Consider the following 19,144-nt stretch of genomic DNA (forward strand, 5'->3'; position numbering starts at 1 on the left):
TTAAATCGAATTAACGACGTAAACCTAAAGCAGCAATCAAAGCGCCGTAACGAGTAGTGTCTTTACCTTTAAGGTAGTCAAGAAGCTTACGACGTTGGTTAACCATACGGATCAGACCGCGACGGCTATGGTGGTCGTGTTTGTGCTCTTTGAAGTGACCTTGTAAGTCATTGATTTGAGCAGTCAAAAGAGCTACTTGAACTTCTGGGGAACCCGTGTCGTTTTCAGCGCGAGCAAATTTAGCGATGATCTCTGCGCGATCTGCGTTTGTTAAAGCCATTCGATTTCTCCGAGATGCTTATATATCTTGATAAAAATCAAAGTAATGAGAATTCAAGACCTTGACTGCCGTGCATCACTACAGCAAGTTGCATATTTTAAGGGAAATTCAGCCAGATTGCAAAAATAGATCCGGCTTTTATCAATAGATGCCAGACTATTTTTCTTTGTTTCTGTCATCTTTGCTTCAATTAAAGCAGTCATACCCTACAGTGATTTTTTATAAAGCCCAGAAGAAATGGCTTTACATGCCATAAACCTGATGAGGTCAAATACAAAAACGAGAATATTTAATATAAAAGTTTTTAAGCCGCGCATGCAGTGATAAACATCGATAAAAAAAAGCCCGAGTAAACTCGGGCTTTTTCGCGCTGTGGTCTCTTCTTTATCATATTATTTATTGTATTTTTTATTGCGTTTTAGGCTTATTATTATGTTAAAGATACATCCTGTAATTTAACAATCATCGTCCTGATGTGGTAGATTTTGCCATAATCGAGAATTAGAACTAGAGGTGTTTATCCTCTGTACGTGTAAGCCATTTCATACAATAAGTTACGCAAAGCTTGCACAATGTTACACTAATAACCTATTTAATTACCCGGCTTACGAAATTTTATTGAGTAATTCTCTGTACTTAAATAATTCATTTAAAGCAAAATTCATTAAAAGCAGGCAATAAAAAAGCCCTGTAGTCTCTCCCAAAACTACAAGGCTTAGCGGCTGTAAGTTTCCTCATTCACTTACTTCACTGTAAGTTCGCTGTCGTTAGACATTCTTGTTGTTATTATGCGATTTATATTCAACTTTCCTTGTTGAACTCTTTGTGTGACCAATCTTCTCAAATCTTATGCAAAAGCTCTATGCGGCAATTTCCTGAATGCTTGTAAGCTTTTACCTACAAAGACTTCGTCTTTTTTGCCAACAAATTACTACAACATTCAATAATTTTTAAACTCAGACCACTGTACCGTGTGGTTTTTACGCAGAGGGCCTGTATAAAGGCCTCCTGATCAACCAGCAAGCTCACTACTTTTTTTGCCCGGGTAATCGCGGTATAAATCAGTTCCTTACTGAGCAGACTTTTGGCCTGCTGATCCAGCACGACCGCAGTATGGGTAAATTCTGAACCTTGTGACTTGTGAATGGTCAGGGCAAATGCGGTTTCGATATTTTTGGGTAAACGCGTAGCAGGCACCCATTTTTCCAGACTGGGGAAATATACTTCAAACTGGGCCTGATCCTGCTGCTCTCGCCAGAAACAGATGCCGATATCGCCATTGGACAGACCTAACTGGTAGTCATTATAGGTCATCATCACCGGACGGCCTGTATACCACTCCCCTTGCTTTAGCTGTGCTGAGGCCTGTAAAAAGCGCTGCTCCATCTGCTGATTAATCTTGTTTAGCCCGAAGTCTCCATGCCGGATAGCCGTTAAAATCCGGTAATCATCAAAGCAGCTGACGACCTGCTGGACATAGGCTTTAAAATTAGTGGATGAATCACCTAAAACAGCCTCGATATAGGCCTGATAGCCATACATCAGCTGCGCATAATACTGCTCCAACATTAACGGATCAGATTTCGCTTCACGCTTTGGCAAATATTGCAATTGCAGCAGGTCAACAGGCACCTGATCGGGTTGAATGGCCCGAAGCTCGCCTTCCTGAACAATGGCCTGCTCAAAGTGGCTGAGTACCATTGAAGGCGGGTGTGACTGCTGGATGAAATTGGCCATCGCACCGATCCTGGCACCCGGCGCAAAACGGCGTGTGGTGATCAGATGGACCCGATTCTCTTGCAAGACCGGAGCCTGTTGCAGGTCAGCCAGCACGGTGCCGACCTCCACTGAAGCCAGCTGATCGGCATCCCCCAATAAAATCAGCCGGGCATGATCAGCAACTGCTGCCAGCAACATCTGCGACAGGTTCAGATCCAGCATGGAGGCTTCATCCACCACAATCACATCATAAGGCAAAGGCTGTCTGGCATGAAAACGCGGCTGGCCCTGATGTCCAAGCCCCAGCAGGCGGTGCAAGGTAACAGGTTGTACCTGTTTCAATGCTGCCAGATCAAATTGCTTTAGGGCTTCACTCTGTAGGGCGTTTTGCAAGGCTTCCTTCATACGCTGTGCTGCTTTTCCAGTCGGAGCCGCCATGGCAATCCGGATATCTGGAAGAGTCTCGTGCAAGACCGCAATAATATGCGCCAAAGTATAAGTTTTTCCGGTTCCCGGCCCCCCGGTGATAATGCTCAGCGCCTGCTGAGCCACCATTTCTAGAGCTTTTTGTTGCTGGGGATCCGTTAAGAGCTTACGCTCACACGCAGTTAAGGCCAGTGTCGGAACAGCCTGCAGCTTGATTCTGGCAATGTGAGCTGCGACAGACTGCTCCAGCTGCCAGTAACGGTACAGATACAACGACTGGTTTTCAAAAACAAAAGGCGCAGCACCTGTAGCGGAGGATTCACACTGCCAGACCAGATGCTGCAAGAACGCTACCTGCTCCACGCTCGCTGGTATACAGCTGTTCCCTTCCTGCATGGCATCCAGCACCTGTTGAATGAGCTGTTTCGCAGTTTCTTCCAGTGGTGCCGAACTAAAAGGGGGCTGACAGAGATAGTCAATCCATCCCCTCAAAGAAGAGACTGGCTGCGACACGTGAACCTGCTCATTTTCCACACAGTTATCCTCAAAGTTATCCACAGGCTAGTTTTCTGTTTAAGCTGTATAAATTTTCCAAAATCGCTACCTTAAGCCCGTTTTTGCTGTTCAAAGTAACCCAGAATTTGATCCAGTTTTAACAGGAATTCTATGTCCGGTTGCCAATGATAAGCTCCCTGTCCGGCCTGACCATTCATTCCTCGCAGATACAGATAAGTCGCTCCCCCCAGATGCTGCTGTATAGCATAATCCTGCATATTGGCTGACAGATAACGGTGCAACGCCACCAGATATAAAGCGGCCTGCAACCAGTAACTGGACTGGCTCATATTCTGCTGAATGGCTTCTGCCGCGTAATGTTGCTGGTCTGGCCCCAGAAAGTTACTTTTATAGTCCGCAATATGATAGCGCTGGCCATCAAAATACACCAAGTCAATTGAGCCGGTCAGATAGCGGGCCGATTTGGCCTCATTGAACTCGCTCATGACAATGCCCTGTTCGGCAAACAGCTGATGAATCTGGCGGATTTGCAAAGGTGCATCGGTCAAGGAAAGATAAAATGGAAATTCTGACAAATACGCCTTTGCCTGCAACTGCTCCAAGGCAAAATCAGCCTGTAGGGGGGTCGACAGGATTTCCTTAACCCAACCATGCATCAGATTCAGTACCATATCTTCCAGAACTTCCTCCATCAAGGCATGAAAGGCATCCTGAAAAACAACCTCAACATTTACCGGCACGGTTGAAGCCGCTGCACTCAGCTGTGCAAGTTCCTGCTCAAAAAACTGAATAAAAGGCTCATCATCCAGCTCGGAAAAACAGGGCTGGAACTGACCGAGAAAAGCTAAAAATCCGGCCTGTTGCAAATGCTGTACCGACTTGAAAAACAACTGCAATTCCTGTCGGTAGCTGTCACGCTGGCCATGCAGGCGAATACCGGTCAGAATCTTATAGTTCAGACTGGAAAGTACACGGTGCATACTCTGTTGCAGGGTATCTGCCGAAAACTCCGAGTGCTGCGCGACCTGAGTCAACAAGGTCTTTAGATTCACACAAGCATGCTGATAATCCTGTGCAAACGCCTGCTCCAGCAAAGCTCGCAGCTGAAATGCCTGCAGGAATTTTTCTTTGAGTTCCTGCCAGATCTGCGGTGCCGTGTTTTTAAAACGGCGACGCATTTCCAGATTCCAGTAGCTGCGATCCTGAAAGTCAAGATGCTCAAAAATGCTGTGCAGGAAAGTTCCGGCAACGGTGCCCTTGGGAAAATTCAGCTTGAGCCAGTCCAGTGGCTCCTGAGCCAGCTGATCCAGATGGTTAATCTCTATTTCATCGGCCGCACTGTCGACGACTTCTGCATGGTTCACCAGATCATCCTGGAGCACAGCAGGTCGAAGCTGATGCTGGGCCAAAGCGGTAAAGCTGGTCCGGCTGCGGGGATAAAAGTGCCGCTGCGGCAAAGCCTGTGCCTGCATTTCAGGCGGCGTTTGCTGCTGCGCCAGAATACGGACGGGTTCCTGACTTAAGGGCTGCTCGATCAGGCTGTAAGGATGCTGAAAAGCAGCCTCGCCCTGTCCACGCCAGAACGCCAGACCTGCCTCAGTCTGTCCGCTTTGATCTTGCAATAGGGCATAGACCCGATGGCTGGCCCGGGTCAGCGCAACATACCAGAGCCGGTGATTCTCTGCAGCATTACGCACAGCATTTTGCTGAATGGCCTGTGCATGCAAATCCTTGTGATTGACCCTAATAACCCGGGACTGTTCCAGTATATTGTCCTGACCTGCAGTCGCAAGCGAAAAATTCAGGTTTCCTTTATGCATATCAGTCGCGGCATCCGCGCCTAGCAAAAAGACCACCTTAAACTCCAGTCCCTTGGAGGCATGAATGGTCATTAACTGAACCCCATGATCTCCCGACAGCTTGCGTTCTTTTTCATTGTCTTTGCCGGAAGGAGACTGCAACTGGCGCAAATACCAGTGATACAGCTTTTGTGCCCCCTGATAATATTCACTCTGCTGACACAGTATGTCGGTCAGATGGCGGACATTTACCACCACCCGCTCATTGTCCAGACTCTGACTGGCCACCAGATTGGTCCAGACCTGAAACAGGTTCAGCGCATACGTCCAGGCCGTAAGAAAGCCTTTCTCGAACCACATCTCCCGAATACTGTCCAGATCGGCAATATAGCGATTTAAACCCTCGCTCTGCTGTTGCAGGTCAATCAGTTTTTTCAGATTAAATCCCAGCAGCCGGGTCAAGAGTGCGCGTTTGACTTTGGCCTCATTAAACGGGTCCATGATGGCGGTTAAAACCGCAGCAATATCCTGGGCAATCGGGCTGGCAAAAACACTTTGTCTGGATTCCTTATAGCAGGGAATTCCCATACGCTGCAGACGCTGCTTGACCTGCTCCAGCGGAAAGTGACCAAAAGACAGCACGGCAATGTCATCAGCGGACAGTGGCTGTAGCGGGTCCTGCTGAAAATAAAGCTGCTTCTGTGCCGAGCGATTCAGCAATTCCCTAATTTTCCAGACCACCTGATCGGCTTCTACATCCTGTTCTCCCAGCTGAATCCAGCGCAAGGGATGCGGATTTTCCAGCTGGTTTTCAACCAGCGCCGGATGAGGACGGCTACCCGCCTGAATCAGGGTATAGTGCACCTGCTCACCAAAATCCATCTGGCATTGAAATAGCGCATCGACCACCTCAACCAGCGGTTTCACCGAGCGGTGGTTTTGCATCAGGGTGTAAATCCGGCCCTGCTTTTGCAGCACATCCGCACGTGCCTGGTTATAGGTCAGCATGTCTCCGCCGCGGAAACCATAAATCGCCTGTTTCGGGTCGCCGACCATGATCATGCAGCCGGCCTGCACCCGTTTGGCATCACGCCAGATTTTGGCCAGCAGATCATCCTGATCCTGGTTGGTATCCTGAAATTCATCGACCAGAATCAGCGGATAACGCGCCTGTACACATTCGGCAAAGCGCTGGCCCTGCTGTCCTTGTAAGGCTTCGGCTAGCGTGCGAATTTGCTGGGAAAAAGTGGTTTCCCCCTGTTTCTGCAAGGTTTGCGGTAAACGGGTCTGCACGCTCTGAATCAGATGAAATTCCAGATATTGGGTCAATTGCTTGAGCTGCTGATCCAGCTTCTGCTTGATGTCACATAAATGATCAATCGCCACAATCAGGCGACTTTGCAGAATCTGCTGCTGTTCTGCTTCCGGACAGCTTTTGTTAAAGACCTGCGTACTGGGCTGAAAGTCGGTTTTCTTGCGGCGCAAATAGCATAATTCTAACAATACCTGCGCAAGCTCGGGATCAAAAAAGCTCAGTGCCCCTTGGGTCTGGACTGCTGCCATCCACGTCATAAAATTTTCACATATACTTGTTAACTTGGTGAAAAAACTCTTATGAAAATACTTCGGTGTGTCCTGACAATAGCGGCGCAATAACGCCAGATCATCTTCATGGATGCTGAGCAGACCTCCCACACAATCTTCAAGCTCGGCCAGATCCCACTTGACTGCTTCAAGTTTTTGAAAATGTTGGGCCTTAAAATTCAGGGCATCCCGCACCAGCCCCATATAATGCTCTGCCGGTTTTAGCAGGTTCTGTAAATAGAGATGATTGATGAGATATTGTGGCTGCTGCTGAATCCATTCCCTTAACCCGTCATGCAACAGTTGCTGGATATAAGCATCCTGATCTTCCGTCAGCTCTGCACGTTCAATCTTGCCGCTTTCAAAGGCAAATTCACGTAATAGCTTCTGGCTAAAACTGTCCAGCGTTCCAACAAACAACTCATCCAGCTGGTTCAATACCAGACGCAAGCGGCGCCGGGCATAGTCCATCCGTGAACCATAATCTTTCAAGACTTGCTGGAACAGCGGATCATTTTCACGTTCCAGTTGAGCAGCCAGCTGAACCGAATTCAGCTGCTGATGGCGCTGAATATAAGCTAAGGTTTCTTCGACTCTTAAGCGCACCCGGTTTTTCAGTTCAGCGGTGGCCTTACGGGTAAAGGTGGTTGCTATCACCTGATGCGGATAATACTGGTCCAGAAAAATCCGCACCATCAAACTGGATAAAGTATAGGTTTTCCCTGTCCCCGCCGAAGCCTCAATCCAGTGGAGGCCATGAAAACGCATATCCTGAATTGGATTGGTCGAAACACTCTGCTTCTGGTTTTCTGACAGCAACATGTTCATTTTACCCACTCCAGATGGTCATGAATGGGCGCATACAGGGCATGAGCAAAATGATGACAGCACGTTTCCAGAGCCTGATCCGGGTCCTGATCCTGCAATATAAACTGCCAGTCCTGATGCAGCTGGTTAGATTCATCACTGGTCAAAGGCCTGCTACTTTCATAACGATTATTCCAACCGTTCAGCAATTCCTGCATTTCGACAATCGTCATCTGCCCGTGTTCATTTTCAGCCCACTTCCAGTTTTTTTTCATCAATAATTCAGCTGGCAAAACCAGCGGCTGTTTTTGTCCAATTTCCCAAGCTTTAAACCAGAACTGTAAATACTCACGTGCCTTACTCGAACTTAGCCCGGAAAATTTCAGGGTTTTATCGCTGAAAATGACAATACGTTCCATCGCCGGGGCGCGCGCATCATCATGAATAAAAGCCAGCCACAGCAGATATTCCAGCCAAACCTGTGCCCGGCGTTTTTCCGATGCCGAAGAAGATTGCATACTGAGCCAATAGGCACTGTGCGCCACTTGCGGTACGGTAATATTTAACAAAATTTCAGAACTCAACTTCCAGGTCTGCTGAGTTACCGGGGTCAGCTCTTTATCCAGCTCAAGCAGGCGCTGCTGCAATCGCTGTTGCTCCTGCTGGCTACTCAGCCAGGTAGCCTGACGGGTTTTGCCGACCGGCAAACGATCCAGCATTAGCTCCGGCTCGATCTCCTGTTCTTGCTGTAACAGAAAATCCCGGACCTGATACTGTTCCAGTTTATTCAATAATAAAGGCTCTCTGGCACTCGGCAAGTCGGCATATTTGACACTAAAAATCCCGACACTTTTTAAAAATAGGCGTGCGGGGAAAATCATGTCCCGAATCCACTCCTCGCCTTTGAGCACCCGAACTTCCTGAGGCTCCAGCGCAGGATAGTGCGCATTGATCCAGCTGCTGCGCTGGCCGGCAGCGTTACGGATATATTTTGCTACAGCAAACCACTGGTCCTGAAAGCGCGGTGTGCTGGCCACGGTAAATCCGGCCGGGTCAAAAGGCTGTAAAGGATGGACATGATACAGCTGCCGGATATGCTTGGCCACAGTCAGGCCATTGAGTTCCACCATAGCATCGACTTCAGCATCCGGCTGCTCTGACTCACAGATCAGGCCAATATGCTGGATCAGCTCCTGCAAGGCCATGGATGGATCACGCGCTTCACCATCATCTACATCGAAGCCATTATAAAATAGCCATAAATTTTCCTGTGCCAGTAACAAGGCATCTAAAAAAGCTCCCTGCTCATCATCCAGACGTGAGCGGTCGCCAAGCTGCGGCTTGAGCATGCTCATCAGGTCAAAAGGCACTTTCTGATGCCGGCCCGGAAACTTGCCGCTATCCAGATTCAGCATGACCACCAGTTTATAAGGCAAGGGGCGGATTTGACCGATCTGGCTAAAAGTAATCTGCCCGCTGGGTTCTGCCTGCTCCAGCTGCATGTCGAGCGTATTCTGGATTTCTTCCAGTACATACGGCAGCGGCAGACTGAGCGCGACCAGTTCCTGACTGGCATATAAATCATCCTGATCGTGATAATCCGCCAAGGTCAGCATCCGCAGCTGCTTGTCAATAATTTCGGCCACGGTTTTCAGGGCGTCTACCCCCGCCTCCCGAAATTCATTCAGATCATTCCATAAATATTCCAGCCAGGTTTTCACCGGCGTACGCTGCCCTTGCTCATGCAGCATCAGCCAGTCCCGACGCTGCACTAGATCCTGATAAATCTGAATAAGCGTTGCAATTAAAGGGAAATCACTGCTTAACACCTGAGCATAGCTCAAGGTGTCCTGAAACAGGCGATGCTCGGGCATTGCCATACCCAAAGCCAGACGGTCTAGAGCGAATTTAAAACTGTAACGGTAATCTTCATCCCCACTGCTCAGGCTTTGCTGTAAATGCTGCTGGTCCAGCCCACGCTTAAAGCCAGCCTCAGCGAGCAGCTGCAACATGCGCTCGACCTGACTATAGTCCAGTGCATAACGCTGCTGGGTAGCGTTCAAGCTCAGCCAGTCGGCAAAATCTTCAATACTAAAACGCTGATGCACCAGCTGAATCCGGCCTAAGACTGCGCGCCAGGCATTGCTGACATCCAGACGCGATACACCGGCAATCTGGATCGGTAAATACAGGCTGTCTTTTTGCAGTCTGGTACTGCCTGGCTCACGTTCGCGCGGTGGTGGCGCAAACACACTACGAATCGCGGGTTCCAGTTCTTTCAGATTAGGAGCCAGCACCAGAATATCACTCGGTTGGCGCGGCTTTTCTTCCGTCCCCTGAGCCAGCCAATGAATCATCTGCTCTTTCAGAACTTCCAGCTGGCGCAAGGAAGAATGACAGACATGAATTTGTAGTGAATCATCTTCAGGTTTGAGCGGATACTGATGTTTTTCAGGTTCCAGCAGATACAGGATATCGGACTGTAACTTGGCCAATAAGCAATCTTGATATTCATCCACAAAGGCATCCGCCCAAAGCCCCTCTTCGCCCGAGGACAGTTTGGACAGAAGTGAGAAGTGATCGCGGGCCTGCTTGCCAAAACGGGTCAGCAAGGGATGACGGGACTCACGGTCTTCGGCATTGAAATTCAACTGAAATGCATTAAAAAAATGCTGGATTTCTTCATCACTTGGCTTGTGTCCCCGGCTCTGCTCATATTTACGGATAAAGCGTTCCTGCACGCCGAGGTCATAACGCGCCTTCCAGTCGGGGTCAACACTATCAGCCCAGTATTCCTGTGAAGGGTTAAAATGGAAAATATAAATATCAATGTATTGGCCCAGACGGCGCAAGAAATCCAGCTGGCCTGGCGGCAGTTCCAGCAAACTAAAGACCACCACTTGAGCGGGCAAACGCTTCAATACCTCAGCCTGAGATTCCGGATTTTCCAGCCGTTCCCAGTATAGCCGCTCAATGTCCAGAATCTTGGCATAATCCTCCTGAAACACATGCTGCCATAACCAGCGCTGCCAGGCTTCCAGCTCACGTGCCTGGATTTTGACAAAATCCCCGACTGGAATGACCTGCCCGTTTTCATCCTTTGGCATATAGATCATCTGTTCAACGTCCAGGGCAATATCCTGTCCCCAGGCCTGCAACCAGTTCGTCGGGCAGCTGCATTGCTGGGGAGGACAGCCACGTGTGCAATAACCGCGATAGTCCATATAATGGCTAAACAGACGCGATACCTGTTCGGCCACCCAGTACAACATGCTCTGCTTTTTCAGCTGTTTTTCGGTGCCCTGCTCCAGACGGTCAGCACTGTCATAGATCCGCTTGATAATCGAATACAGCGGATGGTCTACGTCCAAACATATCTCAGCGGGTAAAATATATTTACGTAGAGCCTGAAACATCCGCCACTTGATGATAATCCGGGGAATGTTGGCCTCACGCACCTGTTCAACTTCCTTAGGACTGTTCAGCACCCACTGATAGGAACTCCATTGAAAGGCACGAATGCGGTGATGAAACTGGGTATTGGCACTGATCCCCTTTTTTTCGGCAATTTTCTGGGTCAGCCAGGCTTCCACCGCCGGTGATGGCACAATAAAATGTCGCGGCTGTAACACCTCGAACGGATTTTGTGCTGCCTGATTGACAATACGCAGCATACTATCCAAAAGTACATCAATACGTTGACTCTGAATAACATGAATTGCCATGGCTTCCCCTGAATATAAAAAAATGCAGCCTTAGTACAAAACAATAAAGATTATTTACTATACTTCGCGACTGGTCTATGCGACTTTAAAACCCATATTTTGCTCAAAAATTTCTTTGAAAAAAGCATCTTATTGATGTTTGAATAGAAAAAAACAACATACAGCTTTAAGGTAGCCCCCATGAAATTAGATAAAATTCCTGACCGTATTGATCCGAGCCTCGATCTGGACCGGATCCGCAATGAATGTTTAGAGATCGTCAAAAAACGCGCCTACTGTTCGGCCGGTGCAGCCGTAATTCCCGTTCCATTTCTGGATGTGGTGATTGATGTCGGTATCTTGTCGCAACTGATTCCCGAGATCAATGCTCGTTTCGGCCTGGCACCCGATCAGATCAGTGTCTATGATGCTAAAACCCGTCAAGTCCACTGGCAGGAACTACGTAAACGCGGAGTTGAGTTTTCCGGTCTGGTGGTGGCACGGACCGCGGTCAAAAAATCGTTGAATAATGTTGCAGCGAAAGTGATCACAAAGCAAGTCACAAAATTCATCCCCTTGGGTGGTCAACTGGTTGCGGCCAGCTTGGGTTATCTCATCATGAAGAAAATTGCGGAAGCACATGTCAACGACTGTTATCGTACTGCTAAAAATATCCAGCAAAAACAGATTGCTCAAAATAAATAAAATGAAGAGTGAGAAAGAGCAAGGATTATTTCCCTGCCCACCTACAACTTCAGGCAGACGATTCTGCCTGAAGTTGTTTTAAAATGGCCTTTAAGACTTCGATCCGAGCGGTGTTTTTATCGTCAGTGGCAATAATATGCCAAGGCGCAAGTTCGGTTGAAGTCCGCTCAAACATGTCTGCAGCGGCTTTCAGATAGTTTTCCCATTGCTCCCGGTTACGCCAGTCTTCTTCGGTAATTTTAAAACGTTTATGCGGAGTTTCTTCACGTGCCTTGAAACGCGCCGCCTGCTCTTCTTTGGAAATGGCCAGCCAGATTTTGATAATGACAGTCTGATGTTCGACCAGACTCTGTTCAAAGTGGTTAATTTCCCCATAGGCCCGTTGCCACTCAACCGCACTGGCCAAACCCTCCACCCGCTCGACCAGTACCCGGCCATACCAGGAACGATCCAGAATACAGATATCATCATCGGTTTGTAACTTGGTCCAGAAACGCCATAAATATGGACGGCTGAGTTCATATTTTTCTGGTGCCGCGATGGTATAAATTTCATACTCACGTGGATCAAGTTTTTTCACAATCCGCTTGATGGCCCCGCCTTTACCGGCTGCATCTATACCCTCAAACAGGATCAGGACATTGCGCGGATCATCACGTAAGGCACTGGCAACCCTGGAAGTCAGCTTTTTAAGTTCTGGCTTATAATCTTCCGCTTCGGCAAGGCGTTGCTCAGGTGATTTTAACCGCTCTGGAGTTTTAGCTTGCTGCCATCTGCCGGGGGCTCTCTTCGGGTGCGCCGGACAATTCTTTAAAGCATTCAAAATGGCCTGGGCAAACTGCTGATCACGCTGTTTTTCATCTGCACCGTCAATAATCAGCCAGTCATCGCTAAAGCGCTGGCGCAGCTCCTGCACAGTGTCATATTGCTTCTTGTTACGCCAGTCCAGTCCATGCAATTTATGCCAGCGCAACTCGCTGGGCTCAATCTGATCCAGACGGGCTTGCAACACCTGCCACGACAGGTCAATCCAGATTTTGACCACATCCACGTGATTGTTTTTCAGATCCTGTTCAAAAGCGCGCATCTCATCAATATAAGCATCAAATTTGGCCTCACTGATGGGCTGTGTCGGCTGCATTGCCGTACTAATCAGGTCGCTATACCAGGTACCAAACATCACCATAAGCTGACCTTCCGCCGGAATAAAGCGTACATAAGGCTGCCAGAAAGGTTGTTTGTTATGCAGCATCAAGGGTCGGTCTGCTTTTACCCCTAGATAACGCGGATCGACCCACTCACGCAGCTGTTTGACTGCCTCCCCTTTACCGGCCAGCTCTATCCCATTCACCAGGACCAGTACACTTTTGGCATTCTTTCCGCCTTGGGTATTTTTTAAATTGTATTGTGCATCAATCAGCTGGAGGGATAACTGGTCTTCATCCATAAGCTGAAAAGGCGATTGTTCTAAATCCATACTGAGCCCTTTTCTCTTCTTCTTGTAGGCAGTATAACGGGGAACTTTTCCACTCAAACAGGGCCAGCAACGTTTTTCACACGATTAGTTTGATTGTTTAAACAGCGAATTGACCTGTAAATCAGGTTTCATTGGTCAATTTGTCATGGCGAGATCCTTCAACACCCTCTAAGATTCTGACATCGTAAAAAAATATCTGAACTATCATGTCCAAACTTGCCGCACTTGATGAGTTATTAGAACGTTATGATCAGCTGAGCTACCATCGTCAGTCCGAAATTTTAAGCCGCTTACAGGATGTACAGGCATGGCAGAAAACCCGGATGCAGCATAGCCATCAAACCCATTTTTCAGCAAAGCAGAACCAGCTGATGGCCGACTATTTTCTCAACCGGCTTTATGGCGGACCGGACTTTGATGCGCTGGCCACACAAATTAAACGCCTGATGAAATATGCCCATAAAGCTGAAAAAGTTATTCCGGAAAATGCCATTAAAACTGGTACATTGGGGGTTGAACTGGCGATTCTGGCGGTGCAACTAGATGAGCAGGTGGCCATCCAGCTGTTGAAAGACTATCCGGCGGATACCCCGCTGAATGATGAGATGATGCGATTGGCTTATATAAAGCTGGATCAGGCACAGGCGCGTTTAAAACAGCTGGAACTGCTGGACCAGCTGGGTCATAGCCTGGATAAATACATGCGCTCCTTTATGGTCTATACGGCCTTTAAAATGTGTAAAGGTGCAGCAAATAAATATAATTTTCAGGTCATGTATGAATTTATGCAGGAAGGTTTCCTGGCCATGAAACCGTTAAAGTCCGCTGAACAGTTTGTCCGTGACTTTACCCAAGGCGAACGTCATATCATTGACCGGGTGCATGCTGGCGATCTGCGGCCCTTTCAATAAGCGTTATTTTTCACCAGATCAAGCAGCACTGAGACTTGCCTGCCCTCGGACTAAAAGTCATCCTTTTGCCCAGAGCAGGCCGTCATCCTACAAGAAGATAGCGTGATCATGCACCCGAAAGATTTCAGCTGACTTGCTCATTTTTCTGTATATTATTCATAACAATTGCATGATGAATGCTGAATAACATCTTAGAATCTGTCATTATGCAGTCAATATAAGATTAACCCGATGACTATGTTAGGAGTGACTCCCATGTCGAATGAAAATCCAACACCTGCCCCTACCCCCGAGTCGGCACAACAGACAGACAAAGTGAGTCCATTCTTAACTGAAACTCTTCCTCAAGGCACCCCGCAAGGTCAGCAACAATCCCTCGAACAACGCCTGACCGATACCCCGGTGACCTCAACAGTACCTAAGTACAATCTGCCACGCGGCGCCAATACCGGCAATGTCGGTTCGACCACGCACTTTGGTTATCAGACTGTCAACAGTGATGAAAAAGCCCAGAAAGTGGCGGAAGTCTTCCATTCGGTTGCCAGCAAATACGACATCATGAATGACCTGATGTCTTTTGGTATTCACCGTCTGTGGAAACGTTTTGCAATTAATATGTCGGGGGTACGCCGTGGTCAGCATGTGCTGGATATTGCAGGCGGTACGGGTGATCTGGCTAAAGTTTTCAGCCGCGAGGTTGGCCCAACCGGCCATGTAGTACTCTCTGATATTAATGAATCCATGCTGAATGTTGGCCGTGACCGTCTGATCGATGCCGGCTGTACCAATGTCGACTTTGTTCTGGCCAATGCTGAAACTCTGGAACCCTTTGCAGACAACAGCTTTGATCTGCTGACCATTTCATTTGGTCTGCGTAACGTGACTGACAAAGATGCAGCACTGGCAGCGATGTACCGCGTGCTTAAGCCAGGCGGCCGTCTGTTGATTCTGGAGTTTTCTAAACCAGTCTTTGAGCCATTTTCAAAACTGTATGACCTGTATTCATTCACCGCTTTACCGATCATGGGTAAAATCGTGGCAAATGATTCAGAAAGTTATAAATACCTTGCTGAATCAATTCGCATGCATCCAGACCAGCGCACCCTGAAAGGCATGATGGAAAATGCCGGCTTCCAGAACTGTGATTACCACAACCTGACTGGCGGTATTGTGGCCGTTCACCGTGGTTTCAAACTCTAAGAGGCTATGCCAATGTGGTCAATTCTCGCCCTAGGGGCAATTGAACGCGTGATTCATCAGATGATTGATCTGGATGGCATTACTCGCATTCAGACCAATGCGCTAGCCGGTAAAATGCTGCGTGTGGTCATTGCATCACCACAGCTTTCGGTAGATGTATGCTTTGATGAAGGCAAGGTTCGCTTAGAAGCCACTGCAACCGGACATGCTGAACAGCCTTCTATTTTTGAGCAGCGCCCTTTTGACGCGCAAACGTCTAGCCTCGTAGAGGCAACAGCGACGCTAAACGTCAAGAATATGGTGGAACTGTTCAGCCTGTTGGTATCCGATGACATCGGCAATATTCCGCTACAGGGCGACTATAAACTTCTGCAGGAAATCCAGCGCATCATACAGCAGGCGGAACCTGATCTCGCTGCTCACCTGAGCCCCTGGATTGGCCCGACTCTGGCCCATGAGCTGGGTAAACTGCAACTAGCGCCCCAATATGTCAAACGCGCCTTGCAGAGCAAGCTATTCTTTGCTGAAGACACATTAAAAGAAGACAGTGGTTTATTTGCTCCACGCTGGCAAATGGATGACTTAAATCAGGATACCCGTATCCTGAACCAGAATTTAGATCGCGTTGAAGCCAGGATTCGCCAGCTTCAACAGCAGATTGATGCTCCACATAACTCTACATCCGACTAGGTACACCGCTTTATGATTCCGCATGTTTCACGTTTACGCGAACTTTGGCGCATCGCCGCGCACTATAGACTCGACACGTTGTTTCCTGCGGAAGAGCTTCCAGAAAAAGCCCGGCATGTCCTGTCAATCATCCGCATGCATCCGGCGGCCTGGTCCAGCAAGGAGCGTAAAAATCCGCTCAAGCTGAAACTGGCACTGGAAGAAATGGGGCCTCTGGCGATCAAGCTCGGTCAGCTACTGTCAACCCGCCGTGACCTGATTCCGCCTGAAGTCTTGCAACAACTGGTTTTACTGCAGGATCGGGTCAAGCCTTTTGATAATGAAGTCGCCAAGATGCGGATTCAGGAGTCCTTAAAGGCGGATGTAAATACCCTGTTCGCCCGTTTTGATATCCAGCCACTGGCAGCTGCCTCGATTGCACAGGTCCATACCGCTGCCCTGCATGATGGCCGTGAAGTCATCGTCAAGGTTACCCGCCCCAATATCCGCCAGCAGATTTTACAGGATTTTGAGATTTTGCAATGGCTCGGCGATGCACTGGAAAAGCGTCTCGAAGCAGCACGTGCCTTGCATCTGTCCGAAATTATTCAGGACTATCGCCAGATTATTTTAAATGAGCTGGATCTGACGCTGGAAGCTGACAACACCCGCCGCATGCGGCATTATTTTACTGGCTCCAGCATGATGTACGTGCCTGAAGTCTATATGGATAGTAAAGATGTGCTGGTGGCGGAGCGCATTACCGGGGTACCGATTTCAGATATTGCGACCTTTGACCGGTTGGGCATGGACCGTGCTGATCTGGCACGTAAAGGCCTGACCATCTTCTTTACTCAAGTCTTTCGCGATAACTTTTTCCATGCCGACATGCATCCGGGCAATGTCTTTGTCGAAACCATCAATCCGAGCAATCCGCGCTTTATCGCCCTGGACTGTGCGATTATGGGCGAGCTGTCCAAGCATGACCAGATGACCGTGGCGCGCATGCTGCTAGCCGTCATGAATAGTGACTTTATGCAGCTGATCCAGATTGTACATCAGGCAGACTGGATTCCACCGGGTACTGATCAGGATGCGCTAGCCCGTGAAATGCGCCGTACTGTGGGTCCAATGGTGTCCAAGCCAATGCATGAGCTGGACTTTGCCGGTATTCTGATTGAAGTCATGGATATTGCACGCCGTTTCCATCTGGAAATTCCGCCACAGCTGATGCTGCTGTTAAAAACGCTGGTACATGTGGAAGGTCTGGGTACCGATCTGTATCCGGAACTGGATATCTGGAGTCTGGCCAAACCGATCCTGACAGACTGGATCAAGGCCCAGATGAATCCGCAGAAAAATCTGAAAGAACTCGGTCAAAAAATTCCGGATCTGCTGTTAGGCGCACAGGATTTACCGACCCTGATGATCGACAGCCTGAATGGTCTGAAAAACCAGTCGGCCTGGCATGCCAAACAGCTCAATGAATTGCAAAGTATGCGCCTGCAAATGGAACTTCAGCAAAAACGTAGCTGGATGTTTGGCAGTATCATGGCCATTCTGCTGTCGATTGCGATTATTTCACCATGGTTTGTGTCGGTGCTTCTGATTGTGCTAGCGAGTGTTCTGGCAGTCTGGCGAATTTCGAAATAATTTTTTAAATAGCCTGATTCGTCAGGCTTTTTTATGCTTAAATTATTGAAAAAATAAAACAAGAATATCCAAATGAAATATAGTTTTTTATGGGCATTGTATCGCCAGAATAGACAAAAAACCTTTCTCACTGCACTACTTTACAGCTTCCCGACATGGAGAGAGATTTTTTCTATCTCAACCAAACAGCCCATTGGCTTGCATGGTCCCCTGCTGCCAATACCACATTCTACCGCCTGATTCATAGTGACTATTTCTGGCTCATTGTCAGCTTTAACCTGCTTCCGTTGTTATTTCTATTCTGTCTACGACAAACACAGCTAATACTAGCTTTAAAAATATGGATAGGTATTGCAGGCTGTTTATTTCTAATTCAGGCTTTTTACTGGCCAAGCTATCCTATAACCACGCTTTTGATTATGTCATTTAACCTGCGTTTTTTACATTGACGCAATCAAGAACTCATGCAGACTGAGATTAGCCCGATACCATGACTGCAAAGTCACCTTAGGGTATATCTTGCCATTGGGTCCTAGCAGTAGAGACTTAAAATAAGCCCTCACTGGTCGAACATGGGTTGAACCTCTATGCAGATTTTACAAAAACATGCGCCTGCCCTGAAAATCCGCGCTGGGCATCAGGCACGTGAGCTGATTCTGAAAGAAGGTTTGCAACCCGAACAGGTCGATATTGTGCCAGGTGCTGCAGGTGGACCGAAAGGTCTCGGCATTCAGGGGCTGGATCAGGCGATTTTTGGTGAGTTTTTTTCACGGGCACCACAGCGTAGAACCTTGGTCGGTTCATCTATTGGCAGCTGGCGTTTTGCCAGTGTAGCTGCCTGGGGAGCCAAAGCAGGCACTGAGCGTCTTGCAGAACTCTATACCCATCTCTATTTTCACAAGAAAATGACCCGTCAGGAGATCAGTGACATTTGTCGAGGCATGCTGCTAGAGCTGGTCCAAGGCAAAGAAGCCGATCTGGTCAATCATCCGGACTATCATCTGACTGTCTTGTCGATTAAAGCCCAGCATATTTTCCAGAGTGACAAAGCCTTGCCCCTGCTGGCTTCTGTGGCTGGAATTGTTGGCACAACGGCGGTCGCACGCAGGCATAGCCGTCATTTTATGCAACGTGTGATTAGCCAGCCAAATCTTGGAGAACAGTTTAAAATTGCCGATGATGGATTTACCACCCACTATCATACGCTGACTGAACAGAGTGTGTTGCCCTGGCTGATGGCATCTGCCTCCATTCCGGGGGTGATGGCAGCGGTGAATAATATTCCAGATGCACCGCAAGGCTATTATCGCGATGGTGGCCTGATTGATTATCACATTGACCTGCCTTTCCAAAGCAAGGGGATTGTGCTGTATCCACATTTTACCGACAGTATTACGCCGGGCTGGTTCGATAAACTGTTTAAACGTACTGCACATCCGGAAAATCAGGCTCGTACCTTGCTGATTTCACCCTCTCAGGAATATCTGCAAAGTTTACCGCTCGGCCGTCTGCCAGATCGTAAAGATTTCAGCTTAAAAGGTTTGGACCAAGCTCAGCGGATTCAGCTGTGGAAACAATGTATTGTTGAAAGTCAGCGACTTGGAGATGAATTTCTAGAACTGGTGGAAAAGCAGAATTTTGCCGCTGTGATCCAAAACTTGTAATGGTCACGGTCTGCCCAAATTATTTGTATA

Annotated in this window: 11 protein-coding genes; 6 read left to right on the plus strand and 5 right to left on the minus strand. The window is 48.2% G+C overall.

Translation table 11 applies throughout. The annotated features are described in order from the left end of the window. Positions 1 to 10: 10 nt before the first annotated feature. From rpsO to E2K74_RS10100, 4 genes are all read right to left on the minus strand, one after another. Entirely contained in the window at positions 11 to 280 is a 270-nt protein-coding gene (gene rpsO / locus E2K74_RS10085; RefSeq protein WP_151204808.1) for a 30S ribosomal protein S15, read from the minus strand. Positions 281 to 1,177: 897 nt separating this feature from the next. Continuing rightward, positions 1,178 to 2,959, minus strand: a complete 1,782-nt coding sequence (gene recD / locus E2K74_RS10090) for an exodeoxyribonuclease V subunit alpha (protein WP_151207378.1) — start codon at positions 2,957 to 2,959, stop codon at positions 1,178 to 1,180. Positions 2,960 to 3,030: 71 nt separating this feature from the next. After that, positions 3,031 to 7,146 (minus strand): UvrD-helicase domain-containing protein, encoded by a 4,116-nt coding sequence (locus E2K74_RS10095; protein WP_151207431.1) that lies wholly within the window; start codon positions 7,144 to 7,146, stop codon positions 3,031 to 3,033. 2 nt (positions 7,147 to 7,148) lie between these two features. Further along, positions 7,149 to 10,856, minus strand: a complete 3,708-nt coding sequence (locus tag E2K74_RS10100) for an exodeoxyribonuclease V subunit gamma (RefSeq protein WP_151207380.1) — start codon at positions 10,854 to 10,856, stop codon at positions 7,149 to 7,151. Positions 10,857 to 11,036: 180 nt separating this feature from the next. Between E2K74_RS10100 and E2K74_RS10105 the strand changes: the two genes are divergently transcribed. Continuing rightward, positions 11,037 to 11,540, plus strand: coding sequence for a hypothetical protein (locus E2K74_RS10105; RefSeq protein WP_151205391.1), 504 nt, complete (start codon positions 11,037 to 11,039; stop codon positions 11,538 to 11,540). Positions 11,541 to 11,589: 49 nt separating this feature from the next. Here the strand turns inward: E2K74_RS10105 and E2K74_RS10110 are convergent, their stop codons facing one another. Continuing rightward, the gene (locus E2K74_RS10110; RefSeq protein ID WP_151207382.1) at positions 11,590 to 13,017 is read right to left on the minus strand and encodes a phosphate--AMP phosphotransferase; all 1,428 of its coding nucleotides are present in this window, start codon (positions 13,015 to 13,017) and stop codon (positions 11,590 to 11,592) included. A 206-nt stretch (positions 13,018 to 13,223) separates the two neighbouring features. Here E2K74_RS10110 and E2K74_RS10115 point away from each other — a divergent pair, with 206 nt between their 5' ends. From E2K74_RS10115 to E2K74_RS10135, 5 genes are all read left to right on the plus strand, one after another. Next, positions 13,224 to 13,928 (plus strand): FFLEELY motif protein, encoded by a 705-nt coding sequence (locus E2K74_RS10115; RefSeq protein WP_151207384.1) that lies wholly within the window; start codon positions 13,224 to 13,226, stop codon positions 13,926 to 13,928. A gap of 255 nt (positions 13,929 to 14,183) precedes the next feature. Continuing rightward, entirely contained in the window at positions 14,184 to 15,128 is a 945-nt protein-coding gene (gene ubiE / locus E2K74_RS10120; protein ID WP_151207386.1) for a bifunctional demethylmenaquinone methyltransferase/2-methoxy-6-polyprenyl-1,4-benzoquinol methylase UbiE, read from the plus strand. Between the two features lie 12 nt (positions 15,129 to 15,140). Further along, positions 15,141 to 15,818, plus strand: a complete 678-nt coding sequence (locus tag E2K74_RS10125; protein ID WP_151207388.1) for an SCP2 domain-containing protein — start codon at positions 15,141 to 15,143, stop codon at positions 15,816 to 15,818. Between the two features lie 12 nt (positions 15,819 to 15,830). Next, positions 15,831 to 17,450 carry an ABC1 kinase family protein gene (locus E2K74_RS10130; protein ID WP_151207390.1) on the plus strand — a complete coding sequence of 540 codons (1,620 nt, stop codon included), beginning with the start codon at positions 15,831 to 15,833 and terminating at the stop codon, positions 17,448 to 17,450. Positions 17,451 to 18,037: 587 nt separating this feature from the next. Then, the gene (locus E2K74_RS10135) at positions 18,038 to 19,114 is read left to right on the plus strand and encodes a patatin-like phospholipase family protein (protein ID WP_151207392.1); all 1,077 of its coding nucleotides are present in this window, start codon (positions 18,038 to 18,040) and stop codon (positions 19,112 to 19,114) included. The last annotated feature ends 30 nt before the right edge of the window (positions 19,115 to 19,144 follow it).

The organism is Acinetobacter sp. RF15B (assembly GCF_007558235.1).
In the GTDB taxonomy this organism is placed as follows: domain Bacteria; phylum Pseudomonadota; class Gammaproteobacteria; order Pseudomonadales; family Moraxellaceae; genus Acinetobacter; species Acinetobacter lwoffii_C.

Bases quoted from the DNA above. Each gene is read 5' to 3' on its own strand.
- E2K74_RS10115 (WP_151207384.1), top strand. From the start codon at position 13,224: ATGTCCAAACTTGCCGCACTTGATGAGTTATTAGAACGTTATGATCAG.
- E2K74_RS10130 (WP_151207390.1), top strand. From the start codon at position 15,831: ATGATTCCGCATGTTTCACGTTTACGCGAACTTTGGCGCATCGCCGCG.
- E2K74_RS10095 (WP_151207431.1), bottom strand. From the start codon at position 7,146: ATGTTGCTGTCAGAAAACCAGAAGCAGAGTGTTTCGACCAATCCAATT.
- E2K74_RS10100 (WP_151207380.1), bottom strand. From the start codon at position 10,856: ATGGCAATTCATGTTATTCAGAGTCAACGTATTGATGTACTTTTGGAT.
- E2K74_RS10135 (WP_151207392.1), top strand. From the start codon at position 18,038: ATGCAGATTTTACAAAAACATGCGCCTGCCCTGAAAATCCGCGCTGGG.
- E2K74_RS10125 (WP_151207388.1), top strand. From the start codon at position 15,141: ATGTGGTCAATTCTCGCCCTAGGGGCAATTGAACGCGTGATTCATCAG.
- ubiE (WP_151207386.1), top strand. From the start codon at position 14,184: ATGTCGAATGAAAATCCAACACCTGCCCCTACCCCCGAGTCGGCACAA.
- E2K74_RS10105 (WP_151205391.1), top strand. From the start codon at position 11,037: ATGAAATTAGATAAAATTCCTGACCGTATTGATCCGAGCCTCGATCTG.
- E2K74_RS10110 (WP_151207382.1), bottom strand. From the start codon at position 13,017: ATGGATTTAGAACAATCGCCTTTTCAGCTTATGGATGAAGACCAGTTA.
- rpsO (WP_151204808.1), bottom strand. From the start codon at position 280: ATGGCTTTAACAAACGCAGATCGCGCAGAGATCATCGCTAAATTTGCT.